The sequence below is a fragment of the Pseudochrobactrum sp. sp1633 genome (genome assembly GCF_030376605.1).
In the GTDB taxonomy this organism is placed as follows: domain Bacteria; phylum Pseudomonadota; class Alphaproteobacteria; order Rhizobiales; family Rhizobiaceae; genus Pseudochrobactrum.
Genome location: NZ_JARRAE010000006.1, coordinates 63,859 through 76,991, shown reverse-complemented (window position 1 = coordinate 76,991; position 13,133 = coordinate 63,859). Strand labels below are relative to the sequence as shown.

The 13,133-nt window shown below is 52.6% G+C and carries 9 protein-coding genes; all 9 read left to right on the top strand.

Annotated elements, in window-relative coordinates; genetic code table 11:
- Window positions 1–101: 101 nt before the first annotated feature.
- The 9 genes from murB (at window position 102) to ligA (ending at window position 13,133) form a co-directional block, all read left to right on the top strand.
- Window positions 102–1,067: a UDP-N-acetylmuramate dehydrogenase gene (gene murB / locus P8H26_RS08590; protein WP_289632527.1), complete on the top strand. Its 966-nt coding sequence runs from the start codon at window positions 102–104 to the stop codon at window positions 1,065–1,067.
- A gap of 546 nt (window positions 1,068–1,613) precedes the next feature.
- A complete protein-coding gene (locus tag P8H26_RS08585; RefSeq protein WP_289632685.1) occupies window positions 1,614–2,540 on the top strand; it encodes a D-alanine--D-alanine ligase in 927 nt (308 codons plus the stop codon).
- Window positions 2,528–3,460, top strand: coding sequence for a cell division protein FtsQ/DivIB (locus tag P8H26_RS08580; protein WP_374708261.1), 933 nt, complete (start codon window positions 2,528–2,530; stop codon window positions 3,458–3,460). Before P8H26_RS08585 ends, P8H26_RS08580 begins: the two co-directional genes overlap by 13 nt.
- Window positions 3,457–4,779 (top strand): cell division protein FtsA, encoded by a 1,323-nt coding sequence (gene ftsA / locus P8H26_RS08575; protein WP_289632526.1) that lies wholly within the window; start codon window positions 3,457–3,459, stop codon window positions 4,777–4,779. The genes P8H26_RS08580 and ftsA overlap by 4 nt, the downstream gene beginning before the upstream one ends.
- 318 nt (window positions 4,780–5,097) lie before the next feature.
- Entirely contained in the window at window positions 5,098–6,864 is a 1,767-nt protein-coding gene (gene ftsZ / locus P8H26_RS08570) for a cell division protein FtsZ (RefSeq protein WP_289632525.1), read from the top strand.
- Between the two features lie 158 nt (window positions 6,865–7,022).
- On the top strand, window positions 7,023–7,883 hold the full coding sequence (gene lpxC, locus P8H26_RS08565; RefSeq protein WP_308446661.1) for a UDP-3-O-acyl-N-acetylglucosamine deacetylase: 861 nt from the start codon (window positions 7,023–7,025) through the stop codon (window positions 7,881–7,883).
- A gap of 401 nt (window positions 7,884–8,284) precedes the next feature.
- Window positions 8,285–9,106, top strand: coding sequence for an outer membrane protein assembly factor BamD (locus tag P8H26_RS08560; RefSeq protein ID WP_289632683.1), 822 nt, complete (start codon window positions 8,285–8,287; stop codon window positions 9,104–9,106).
- 19 nt (window positions 9,107–9,125) lie between these two features.
- Window positions 9,126–10,805, top strand: coding sequence for a DNA repair protein RecN (recN, locus tag P8H26_RS08555; protein ID WP_289632523.1), 1,680 nt, complete (start codon window positions 9,126–9,128; stop codon window positions 10,803–10,805).
- 174 nt (window positions 10,806–10,979) lie between these two features.
- Window positions 10,980–13,133, top strand: a complete 2,154-nt coding sequence (ligA, locus tag P8H26_RS08550) for an NAD-dependent DNA ligase LigA (protein WP_289632522.1) — start codon at window positions 10,980–10,982, stop codon at window positions 13,131–13,133.

The following is a 13,133-nucleotide window of genomic DNA, read 5'->3' as shown; positions in this document are numbered from 1 at the left end:
GCCTTGATCCTGCCGCCTTTCTCCTGACCTTATCCGAATTGTGCGATGCTTATAATCCGGAAAATTTGAAGTCCGGATCGATTTAAGAGAGATGGTTGAAAATGGCTGTAAAGCTTGATGGTGAAGCGCTGTTAAAACAGCTTGAAAAACCTTTGTCCGGTGTTCGCGGACGTCTGACACCAAATTCCGGCATGGATAAAATTACATGGTTTCGCGCCGGTGGTCCTGCGGAAGTTCTGTTTCAGCCCGCGGATGAAGACGATCTGGCGGAATTCCTGAAAAATGTGCCGGAAGAAATTCCGGTGATGACTGTCGGTATCGGCTCCAATCTTCTGGTGCGTGAAGGCGGTATTCCGGGCTTTGTAGTGCGTTTGTCCGCCAAAGGCTTTGGTGAGGTCGAGCAGGTGTCGGATACGCGTTTGCGTGCCGGCACGGCAACGCCTGACAAGCGCGTAGCTGCGGCTGCCCTTGAGGCTGGCATTGCCGGTTTCCATTTCTACCACGGTATTCCGGGCGGTATTGGTGGTGCATTGCGCATGAATGCCGGTGCCAATGGTGTTGAGACCTGCGAGCGGGTTCTGGAAGTGCGTGCACTTGACCGCAAGGGTAATCTGCATGTGTTGAGCAACGCCGATATGGGCTATGCCTATCGTCATTGCTCTGCGCCGAAAGATTTTATTTTTACGTCTGCGCTGTTCGAAGGTCCGCGCGGTGAGGCTACCGCTATCCGTGCTGCGATGGATGAAGTGCAGAACCATCGCGAGACTGTGCAGCCGATCCGTGAGAAGACCGGCGGTTCCACTTTCAAAAACCCTGAAGGTACATCTTCATGGAAAGAAATTGACAATGCCGGTTGCCGTGGTTTTACCGTCGGCGGTGCGCATATGTCGACCATGCACTGCAATTTCATGATCAATGGCAATAATGCCAGTGGTTATGATCTGGAGCTGCTGGGTGAGACTGTGCGCAATAAAGTGCGGGCAAATTCCGGTATTAACCTGCATTGGGAAATTCGCCGCCTTGGCCAGTTTCTTGAAGGACGTGAAGTCAGCCCGTTTCTGGATTGAGTTACCCGATCATTCTGACAGTTGTTCCGTGACTACGAAACTTGTCAGAATTTATGATTGTCGCCGTTGTTTTCTCTTGTCGGGGAGGGTAGCGGCGATTTGCTTTTGAGGTGTCCAAAATCAGGATTTTAAGGTGATTTGCCCCTGTCAAGAGTCCTGTCTTTGTATTTTGCTAAAATAAATTTCCGGAATAAGAGTTTAATGAAAAACTGTAAGAAATCAGTGGCTTCACGCTAATCTGATTCGGATGCAAGACCCGTAATTTTTTGTAAGGGCTTGCCATAGAATCAACTCTCTGATTCTTATAGTGAACAAGCGTTAGTGATTTGGGTCGGCAAGTAAATTTTGCCTTTGGTGTCTGCGGAAGTCTTCCGCCGGATCGCTGTATAATTGTCTGAATTTTGGTTCGGATTTTTGATTGTACGGTGCGCCAGGGAATATTTTTAATGTGTTTAGCATGTCTGTTTGACATGCGGCTCAGCTCCGGCGGGCTCAGAGTTTTGTTTTATGCGTATCAGCGGTGCTGACAGAGGGGACATGGTTAAAATGACAGGTAAACATGTTGCTGTCTTGATGGGCGGATTTTCATCGGAGCGTCCGGTCAGTCTTTCCTCAGGTGCGGCCTGTGCCAAGGCACTTGAAGATCAGGGTTACCGCGTTACACGTGTTGATGTTGGCCGCGATGTTGCTGCGGTGCTGGCTGATTTGAAGCCTGATGTTGCGTTTAACGCATTGCATGGTCCCTTTGGTGAGGATGGTGCCATTCAGGGTATTCTTGAATATCTGCAAATTCCTTACACACATTCCGGTGTGCTGGCCTCGGCTCTGGCAATGGATAAAGGCCGCGCCAAGCTGGTTGCCGGTGCTGCCGGTGTGGCAATTGCGTCTTCCCGCGTGATGAACCGTTTTGATATCGGCAATGGACATCCGATGCAGCCGCCTTATGTGGTGAAGCCGGTTCGCGAAGGTTCCAGCTTCGGTGTGGTGATTGTGCGTGAAGGCCAGAGTGCTCCTCCGCAGATTCTCGGCTCTGACGAATGGAAGTACGGCGATGAGGTCATGGTTGAACATTATGTCGCCGGACGTGAATTAACCTGCGCAGTGATGGGTGATCGTGCTCTTGGCGTGTGTGAAATCATTCCGCTGGCACATTCTTTCTACGATTATGACTCAAAATATGCAGATGGTGGCTCGCGACATGAATGTCCTGCGAAAATTTCACCAAATATTTACCAAAAAATACAAATAATGGCACTTCAGGCACATCAGGCAATCGGGTGTCGCGGCGTGAGTCGTTCCGATTTCCGTTTTGATGAGAATGGCTCCGGCGACGGTGAGCTTATCTGGCTTGAAGTGAATACGCAGCCGGGCATGACACCGACCTCTCTGGTGCCGGATATTGCCAAGGCTGAAGGGTATTCATTCGGTGAGTTGTTGAGCTGGATGGTGGAGGATGCCTCGTGCATGCGATAAAGGCGAGATCTGACAGAAGTGACCGTGATGTGATGATGTCCCGTACATCAGCTTCGCATAGTGCTTTTGTTCTTCCGCGTTTTTTACGTAAGCCGTTTCGTATTGCCTCGCGCCTGTTTGGCGGCGGGATTAAAGTGCCGCGCTATGCGGGTACTTTTGGTTTGATTGGTTTCCTCGGCGCAACAGGCCTTTATGGTATGGCTGTCGGCAACCACACGAATGAAGTGATTAAAGCAACAGCCTCAACTTTTGGCTTTGCAATCGAGAAAGTTACCGTTGCCGGTAACAATGAAACATCTGAAATTGATATTCTGGAGAAGCTCGGCCTTGACGGGGAAACCTCACTGATCGGCTTTAATGCGGATGAGGCGCGGCAGGCGATTGAAACGCTGCCTTGGGTTGCCGGTGTTGAAATCCGTAAGGTTTATCCGGGCTCGGTTGTTGTCTCCCTTCAGGAGCGCAAGGCATTTGCTGTGTGGCAGTCCGGTCGTGATCTGCTGCTGGTTGATGAAGAAGGCAAGCCTATCGTGCCGCTGAATGGTTCCCGTTACGCTTCTCTGCCGCTGGTGGTGGGTGAGGGTGCTTCAAGTCGCGGTAAGGCCTTTATTGATATCGTTTCTGCATATCCTGATCTGGCGGCGAAAGTACGCGCCTATGCGCGGGTTTCTGACCGCCGCTGGGATCTGCTTTTTGATAATGGTGTGCGGGTTCTGTTGCCTGAACAGGGCGTTAAGCGCGCCTTGGCAGAAGTTGAAACGCTGCAACGGACTAAAAATATTCTGGGTCGGGATATTCTCAGCCTCGACATGCGTCTGGACGACCGTGTGACTGTACAGCTCACACCGACCGGTATGGAAAGCCGCGAGAAAATGCTGAAAGACCGTGAGAAGGCTGCCAAGGCAGCGGGTAGGCGCGTATGAGTATCTGGTCTGCAAAAAACACCTCCGGTTCCGCAACTTCAGGTCGCCGCACGCGGCTTCTGACTGTGCTTGATGTCGGTTCTTCTAAAGTCTCCTGTGTGATCGCACGTTTGCGTCCACGCGATGAAAGTGCATTTTTGCCGGGTCGCACCCATCGTATGGATGTGCTGGGCATCGGCTATCAGAAATCACGCGGCGTTAAATCTGGAGTGGTGATTGATCTGGATGCTGCCGAGCAGTCGATCCGTCTGGCTGTTGATGCGGCTGAGCGCATGGCTGGTCTGACTGTTGAATCGCTGATCGTGAATATTTCTTCCGGTCGCCTCAAGAGTGAAACCTTCAATGCCAGCATCGATCTTGGCGGCCATGAAGTAGAAAAAACAGATATCCGCCGTGTGCTTGCTGCCGGTGCCAAGCAGGCTTTGCAGGCTGAGCGCCATCTGGTGCATTCGCTGCCGATTGGCTACACGCTGGACAGCGAACGCGGTATTCGTGACCCGATGGGCATGCTGGGCGATAGTCTGGGCGTTGATATGCATGTGCTGACCGCAGACAGTGCGCCTTTGCGCAATCTCGAACTGTGCATCAATCGCTGCCATCTCTCCGTTGAAGCTATTGTGGCCACGCCTTATGCGAGCGGTCTGGCGGCTCTGGTGGATGATGAAGCGGAAATGGGCGCGGCCTGTATTGATATGGGCGGCGGAACCACAACGATTTCCGTATTCTCAGAAGGCAAGTTTATCCATGCTGACGCCATTGCCATTGGCGGCATGCATGTAACAATGGATGTGGCACGCGGGTTCTCTACCCGCATGGAAGATGCTGAACGTCTTAAGGTTATGTATGGCTCGGCGCTGCCAAGCGCTGCCGATGACCGCGATCTGATCAGCGTGCCGCCAATCGGCGACGACGACCGTGATGTGCCAAATCAATATCCGCGTTCAGTGCTCACCCGCATCATTCGTGCCCGTGTTGAAGAAACACTGGAGCTGGTTCGTGACCGGCTCAATGCTTCGGGGCTCGGACATATTGTTGGTAAGCGCGTGGTGCTGACAGGTGGCGCAAGCCAGCTGACCGGTATGCCGGAAGTTGCCCGTCGTATTCTGGCGCGCAATGTCCGCATCGGGCGGCCGTTAGGAATTGCGGGATTGCCGGAAGCTGCAAAAGGTTCGGCATTCTCGGCAACAGTAGGCCTGCTGATTTATCCGCAGGTTGCAGGCATCGAGGAACGCTCTGTCCGGGCTGCTTCAGGCGGTCGTCTTATCGGAACCGGCGGGCGTATATCACGGGTCGGCCAATGGCTGAAAACAAGTTTCTGATCAGAGCATACTGCTCTGATCTTCTGTAAATGCGCACATCTTGTCCGAAAACCGTTAACACTTTTCGGGATGTGCTTTTAAGGAAGATGCTGCAGCTTTCCTGAGGAGTAAAATTGAAGGAAAGCAGTTTTGAAACAAGGGTTTGAGATTTTTTATTTCTGACCCGATTACACTCTGGGCTTTTTGCCAAATCATGGTAAATGACCGGATAATTTCAGAATGAAACGCGGCTCCTTTCAGAGTAAATGCGTACAAAAAAATAAATCAGAATACGGCACCGCGGCGGCGAAGCGGTGAAAGGCAAAAGGAACGAAACTGATGACAATCAATCTGCAAAAGCCGGATATCACCGAGCTGAAGCCGCGCATCACCGTTTTCGGTGTCGGCGGCGGCGGCGGTAACGCCGTCAACAACATGATCAATGCCGGTTTGCGCGGCGTGAACTTTGTTGTGGCCAATACTGACGCTCAGGCTCTGACCATGTCCAAGTCTGAACGCATCATTCAGCTGGGCGCAGCTGTTACTGAAGGTCTGGGTGCAGGTTCCCAGCCGGAAGTTGGTCGCGCTGCTGCAGAAGAATGCATTGATGAAATCAACGATCACCTGAACGGCACCCATATGTGCTTTGTAACCGCCGGTATGGGCGGTGGCACAGGAACCGGTGCCGCACCGGTGGTTGCCCGCGCTGCGCGCGAAAAAGGTATTCTGACCGTTGGTGTTGTCACCAAACCTTTCCACTTCGAAGGCCAGCGCCGTATGAAAACGGCTGATATGGGCATCGAAGATCTGCAGAAGAATGTCGACACTCTGATCGTCATTCCGAACCAGAACCTGTTCCGTATTGCCAATGACAAAACCACTTTCGCTGACGCTTTTGCGATGGCTGATCAGGTTCTGTATTCCGGTGTTGCCTGCATCACCGATCTGATGGTTAAAGAAGGTCTCATCAACCTCGACTTTGCTGACGTTCGCTCTGTAATGCGCGAAATGGGCAAAGCCATGATGGGCACCGGCGAAGCTTCCGGCGATGGCCGTGCGATCGCCGCTGCTGAAGCTGCAATTGCTAACCCGCTGCTGGACGAAACCTCCATGCGCGGTGCGCGCGGCCTGCTGATCTCGATCACTGGTGGCCGTGATATGACCCTGTTTGAAGTTGACGAAGCTGCTACCCGTATCCGTGAAGAAGTCGATCAGGATGCTATGATCATTCTCGGCGCGACCTTCGATGAAGGTCTCGAAGGTGTGATCCGCGTTTCTGTCGTCGCGACCGGAATCGATAAGCAGATCGGAGACGCGGCGCCTGCGCCGCTGGAATTTCGCCAGCCAGCGAAGCCTGTAGCCAAACCAGTTCAGCAGCCAGCCGCTCAGGCTCCGGTTCAGCAGCCTGTAGCTGCTCAGACCAAGCCGGTTGAGCAGATGCCTGCACAGGCTCAGCAGTCTTTGCATCTGGGTGAAGGCGAGCAGCGCTCTTATGCGCCGCCAGCCGCGACGAATGATGCTAATTTCCAGCCGCAGAGCCGTATTTTTCAGGCTCCTGCACCGGAAATGATGGAAATGCGCCAGCAGCCAGTTGCACCACGCCCGCAGATGCAGGCACCGGTTCAGCCGCAGATGCAGCAAGCTGCTCATAATCTGGCACCGCAGCCGCAGTTCCAGCCACAGCAGCATATGGATCCTGCACTGGCTCCGCAGCAGCGTCAAGCTCCGCGTATGCCTAGCGTTTCGGACTTTCCTCCGTCTGTTCAGGCTGAGATGAATGCCCGCCGCGCACCGGCACCACAGCAGGCAGCGCCTGCGCATGAAGAACGCGGCCCGCTTGGTCTGCTGCGTCGTCTGACTGCCAGCCTGTCACGTCGTGATGAAGAGCAGCCAACAGCTCGTCTGGAACCAGCGCAGAAGCGTGAAATGCCAGCCGCGCCAATGCAGGCTCGTGCGCCTGAACAGCGCCGTCCGCTGTCGCAGGATGCATCGATCTATGCTCCGCGTAACGGCCAGCTTGACAATCAGGGTCGTGCACAGCCGCGCATGGCTTCTGAAGACGATCAGCTTGAAATTCCGGCGTTCCTGCGTCGTCAGGCCAACTGATCTGATAAAATACCTTTTGCTTAAATTTCACCGCGTTCTGAAAATGAACGCGGTGTTTTTTTATTTTAAGGTTGGTGTTTTATCGGGGAACAAGATTGAGCCTTGAGGCTGAGCGTCTTATATAAAACTGGCAGAAAAGACAGAGAAGCAGGATTGTTATGAAAACTATGCAGCAAACAGTAGCCGGACCATTGTCGCTTTCAGGGTTCGGTGTGCATGGCGGTAAGCCTGTTACGCTGCAAATCAATGCTGCGCCGGTGGATACCGGTATTGTTTTTATCCGGCATGATGCTGAAGGACGGCGCGAGAGCATTCCGGCGCTGTCTTCCTCCCTTGGTTCTACGACACTGAATACCTCCATCGGCTCTGCGGATTTTGGTGTCAGCACGATTGAACATGTGATGGCGGCGATTGTAGCACTCAGCATTGATAACCTGACTATTGAAATTGACGGCCCGGAAGTGCCGATCCTTGGCGGCGGTTCGGCTGAATTTATCAACGCATTCCGCAGTGCCGGATTGAGCGAGCAGGGTGCCCCGCGGCAGTATCTGACAATTTTACAGCCGGTGCGTGTGGAAGACGGGCAGAACTGGGCGGAATTTGTACCGCATGATGGCACCCGCTATGAGGTGGAAATTGATTTTCCTGTCGCCTCTATCGGTCGGCAGTCTTTCGGCTTTGATCTTGATGCCAATGTCTTCGAGCGCGAAATTGCCAAAGCGCGCACTTTCGGCTTTATGCGCGATGTAGAGAAGCTGCGCTCGATGGGGCTGGCACTTGGCTCATCGCTGGAAAACTCTATTGCAATCGGTGATGACGGTGAGGTGCTTAATCCTGACGGACTGTATTATCCGGATGAATTTGTGCGCCATAAATTGCTGGACTCAGTCGGTGATCTGGCGCTGGCGGGGCATCCGTTCCGCGGGTTGTTCCGTTCCTATCGCGGCGGTCACAAGCTGAATGCTGCTCTGGTGAAAGCATTGTTAGAAAAACCGGGTCATTATCGTCTTGAAAACTGACCGTATTTGAGCCTGAAAAACACAGTTCGGAATTATAAAGTATAAACCGGACAGATTGCGGAATGATTCTTGTAAACTCTGTTCTGTCAGCCATAATTGAGCCGCGAACCCGTGTAGGGTAGTGACAGTTTGTAAGAGATTTTGCTTTTTTAAGGCCGTTCAGGTTGAAAAAGTCGTGTCCGTCGGGCATTGCAGTCTCGATGCAGTGCGAATAAACTTGTATTAACATTGCCGATTGTTCTCAGCTATGGTTTATGAACCCTCTGACACAGGAATGATTTGCCCATGATTTGTGTTGCCGAAACACCGGAGACAGCATGACGATTTCTAAATTCCCAGATACTGCAGCCAATGTTACTGGTGCGGAGGGTTCTCAAATTCGTAAATTGACAAAGCTGGCAATGACCACCAGTGCTGTCGTGCTGACAATGGCGCTTGCAGGTTGTGCATCAGGTGACAAAGATGTTGACCTGTCCAAATATGTCGAAAGCATCGATCCGGCTGACAAGCTTTACAATGAGGGTCTTGCCAATCTTGATGCCGGACGTCTGGATGAGGCATCGAAAAAATTCGCTGCGGTTGACCGTCAGCATCCTTACACAGAATATGCGCGTAAATCGCTGGTGATGGCAGCCTTCACCAATTACCGTAAAGGTAATTATGAAGAAGCAGTTTCGATGGCGAAGCGTTATAACACGCTGTATCCGACTTCGGATGAATCCGCATATGCTTACTATATCATTGGTCTGAGCTATTTCCGTCAGATTCCGGATGTTACGCGCGATCAGGCGGCCAGCCGCCGTGCGATTGCTGCGATGCAGGAAGTTGTCGATCGCTTCCCTAAATCCGAATATGTTGAAGATGCCAAGACCAAGATCCGTTTTGCCCGCGATCAGCTTGCCGGTAAGGATATGCAGGTCGGTCGTTATTACCTTGAACGCAAGGAATATCTGGGCGCGATCAAGCGTTTCCGTAATGTGGTTGAGGAATATTCCAACACCCGTCAGGTGGAAGAAGCCCTCGCTCGTCTCACAGAAGCTTATTATGCTCTGGGTCTGACCTCTGAGGCGCAGACTGCTGCAGCGGTTCTGGGTAAGAACTTCCCGGATAGCCAGTGGTATAAAGACTCCTACAAGCTCTTGCAGGGCGGTGGTCTTGAACCGCGTGAAAACACAGGCTCATGGCTTTCCAAAGCATCTTCGCTCATCACGGGCGGCGCATAACTTGTAAATAAAGGCAGCCATGCTAGCGCAACTGTCGATACGCGATATTGTCCTGATTGAGAAACTCGATATCGAGTTTCATGAAGGACTATCTGTGCTCACTGGTGAAACCGGTGCAGGTAAATCTATTCTGCTCGACAGTTTGTCTCTGGCGCTTGGCGCCAGAGGCGATGCCTCGCTCGTGCGTCACGGTGCTGATCAGGGGCAAGTGACAGCGGTTTTTGATGTCGGCATCAATCATCCGGCGCGTAATTTCCTTAAAGACAATGAAATCAATGATGACGGTGATATTATTCTGCGCCGCGTGCAGAATAGTGATGGTCGTTCGCGGGTTTTCATCAACGATCAGGCGGCAAGCGTAGGTTTGCTGCGGGAACTTGGCCGTCATTTGGTGGAAATCCACGGCCAGCATGATGATCGTGCGCTGATTGATACTGATCTGCACCGCACTTTGCTGGATGCGTTCGGTGGGCTGGACGGGCAGACTTTGCAGCTGCGTCGTTTGTATAAGCAATGGCGCGACAGTGAGAGTGCTTTGGTCAAACACCGCGCCAAGGTGGAAGCTGCTGCGCGTGAGGCCGATTATCTGCGCGCCTCGGCTGAGGAACTCGACAAGCTTAATCCGCAAGAAGACGAAGAAGATGAGCTTGCTGAAAAGCGCTCCATCATGATGAAGTCCGAGAAAATTGCGACTGATGTCAGCGAAGCCAATGATCTTCTCTCCGGTCATGAATCGCCGGTGCCAAGTCTAGCCGCATTGGTACGCCGTCTTGAACGCAAAATGCCGGAAGCGCCGCATCTGCTGGAGCCGGTGATAAAAGCGATTGATGAAGCGCTGGATCGCCTTGGCGATGCGCAGAGTGGTATCGACTTTGCAATGCGCGAGATTGATTTTGACCCGCGTGTGCTGGAGACAGTGGAAGAGCGTCTTTTTGCGCTGCGTGCAGCTTCACGCAAATTCTCTGTGCCGGTGGCCAATCTGGCTGCATTGCGCGACAAGATGGATGCGGATTTGCAGGAGCTTGATGCGGGTGCGGAAAAGCTGGAGCAGCTGGAGAGGCAGGCACAGGAAAACCGCGCAATTTATGATGCAGCGACAATTTCTCTCTCATCCGAGCGTTTGAAAATTGCCCAGTCTTTGACGCAGGCTGTGATGCAGGAACTGCCGGCTCTGAAGCTGGAGCGTGCGGAATTTATCGTCAATATTGAAACCAATGCGGAAAACCGCAGCGCTGAAGGTATTGATGTTGTTGAATATTGGGTGCGCACCAATCCGGGAACGCGCGCAGGTCCGATGATGAAAGTGGCTTCGGGCGGCGAGTTGTCCCGCTTCCTGCTGGCGCTGAAGGTTGCCCTTGCTGATCGCGGTTCGGCACCGACCCTTGTGTTCGATGAAATTGATACCGGTGTGGGCGGGGCTGTTGCCGATGCTATTGGTCAGCGTCTCGCACGTCTTTCTTCCAATGTGCAGGTGCTTTCTGTCACCCATGCGCCGCAGGTGGCTGCCCGTGCGACAACGCATTTCCTGATCGCCAAGGCGCAAGGGGAGAGCGAACAGATGCGCACTTCTATCCGCACGATGGAAGTGGCCGAGCGTCAGGAAGAAATTGCGCGTATGCTGGCCGGTGCCAGTGTGACCGATGAAGCCCGCGCTGCCGCAGAACGACTGCTGCGGGAAAATGGCGCTTTGACTGCATAAAAAGCATCCGTGAATATTTGATTTTAACTATCGGTATCAGAGCATTTCCAGCTTAAATTAAATGGGTGGAAATGCTCTATCTATTTGTTTTTACGCATTGTCCTGACGCAAAACCGGTTTCCACTTTTGCTGGAAATGCTCTATATTCAATCCGTAAACGGAGACGGGTTGAAGATGAGCGAAATCAGCGTTGAAAATTTGAGCGAAGAACAGGCCGCAACTGAGCTTGCAGTTCTGGCTAAATCCATCGACGATCATGATTTCCGCTATAATACACAGGATGCACCATCCATCTCCGATGCGGAATATGATGCGCTTCGCCGCCGCAATCAGGCGATTGAGCAACGCTTCCCGCATTTGATCCGTGAAGATTCACCGTCGTTTAAAGTCGGCGCAACGGTCTCAGAGAAATTCTCAAAAATCACCCATAATGTGCCGATGCTGTCGCTGGATAATGCGTTCAGCGATGAGGATGTGGGCGAGTTTGTCGGGCGGGTTTATCGTTTTCTCAAGCTTTTTCCGGGCAGCCCGCTTGGTATTACCGCGGAGCCAAAGATTGATGGCTTGTCGCTCTCACTGCGTTATGAGCAGGGGCGATTGGTGAGTGCTGCCACGCGTGGCGATGGCTCGGTAGGCGAGAATGTTACCAATAATGCCCGCACGATTGCTGATATTCCGCAGGTTCTGAATGGCAACGTGCCGGATGTTTTAGAAGTACGCGGCGAAGTCTATATGAGCCATGCGGACTTTGCTGCGCTCAATGAAAAACAAGAAAAAGACGGCAAGCCGGTCTTTGCCAATCCGCGCAATGCAGCGGCAGGATCACTGCGCCAGCTGGATAGCAAAATCACCGCCAGCCGTGTGTTGCGCTTTTTCGCCTATGCGTGGGGTGAGGTGAGTGAAATGCCTGCCACCACACAAATGGGTATGGTTGAAAAATTCAAATCCTATGGTTTCACGATTAATCCGCTGATGCGCCGGTTTGAGAGTGTGCCGGAACTGGTTGCCCATTATCATGCGATTGAAGAACAGCGTGCCACCCTCGGTTATGACATTGATGGTGTGGTCTATAAAATTGACGATCTGGCTTTGCAGCAGCGCCTTGGCTTTATTTCACGCAGCCCACGCTGGGCGATTGCGCATAAATTTCCGGCAGAACGCGCTTTCACCATTCTCAAAGGCATTGATATTCAGGTCGGACGTACCGGCGCTTTAACACCGGTGGCGCGTCTGGAGCCGATTACGGTCGGCGGTGTGGTGGTGACCAATGCTACACTGCATAATGAAGATTATATTCGCGGATTTGACCAGAAGGGCAATCTCTTACGTGAAGGGCGTGATATCCGCGTCGGCGATACCGTCATAATTCAGCGTGCCGGTGATGTGATCCCGCAGATCGTGGATATCGTTGCCGATAAACGCCCTGCGGATAGCGTTGCCTATGAATTCCCGCGTCTGTGCCCTGTTTGTGGCAGCCATACAGTGCGTGAAGAAGGTGAGGCGGTGCGCCGTTGTACCGGCGGTCTGATCTGTGAGGCGCAGGCAGTTGAACGCATTCGCCATTTCGTTTCACGCAATGCTTTTGACATTGAAGGTTTGGGCGAAAAGCAGGTCGAATTCTTCTTCAATGCTGAAGATGAAAGTTTAAAAATCCGCACTCCGGCAGATATTTTCACGCTGGAAAAACGCCAAGCTGCATCACCGCTCAAAAAGCTGGAAAATATTGAAGGTTTCGGCGCGACTTCTGTGCGTAAACTCTATGCGGCGATTAATGAGCGGCGGGAAATTGCGCTGAGCCGATTTCTGTTCGGGCTTGGTATCCGTCATGTCGGTGAGGTCAATGCCAAGAAACTGGCACGTGCCTTTGGCTCTTATCAAAAACTGGCAGAGGTGGCTCAAGCCGCACTTGTACCGCAGGAAAAGAGCGACAAAGGCAATAATGCGTGGCGCGAACTGATAGATGTGGAAGGCATCGGCACGATTGTTGCTGAGGCGATTGTCGACTTCTATCAGGAGCCGCATAACACAGAAGTGCTGAGCGCTTTGCTGGCAGAAGTAACACCGCTGGATGAAGTTCACGAAATCGTGAGCGGATCGCCGGTTGCCGGTAAGACCATCGTTTTCACCGGATCGCTGGTGCGCATGTCGCGTGATGAGGCCAAGACTATGGCGGAGCGCTATGGCGCAAAAGCAGCAGGATCCGTTTCAAAAAAGACGGATTTGGTTGTTGCAGGCCCCGGTGCAGGCTCAAAACTCGCCAAAGCGGCGGAGCTGGGCATTGAGGTCATTGACGAAGATGCGTGGTTCACGCTCGTTGGTGCGGATTAA

Excerpts from the sequence above, each read along its gene's own strand:
- P8H26_RS08585 (WP_289632685.1), top strand. The coding sequence starts at position 1,614 with ATGACAGGTAAACATGTTGCTGTCTTGATGGGCGGATTTTCATCGGAG.
- ftsA (WP_289632526.1), top strand. The coding sequence starts at position 3,457 with ATGAGTATCTGGTCTGCAAAAAACACCTCCGGTTCCGCAACTTCAGGT.
- P8H26_RS08560 (WP_289632683.1), top strand. The coding sequence starts at position 8,285 with ATGACCACCAGTGCTGTCGTGCTGACAATGGCGCTTGCAGGTTGTGCA.
- ligA (WP_289632522.1), top strand. The coding sequence starts at position 10,980 with ATGAGCGAAATCAGCGTTGAAAATTTGAGCGAAGAACAGGCCGCAACT.
- recN (WP_289632523.1), top strand. The coding sequence starts at position 9,126 with ATGCTAGCGCAACTGTCGATACGCGATATTGTCCTGATTGAGAAACTC.
- ftsZ (WP_289632525.1), top strand. The coding sequence starts at position 5,098 with ATGACAATCAATCTGCAAAAGCCGGATATCACCGAGCTGAAGCCGCGC.
- lpxC (WP_308446661.1), top strand. The coding sequence starts at position 7,023 with ATGAAAACTATGCAGCAAACAGTAGCCGGACCATTGTCGCTTTCAGGG.
- murB (WP_289632527.1), top strand. The coding sequence starts at position 102 with ATGGCTGTAAAGCTTGATGGTGAAGCGCTGTTAAAACAGCTTGAAAAA.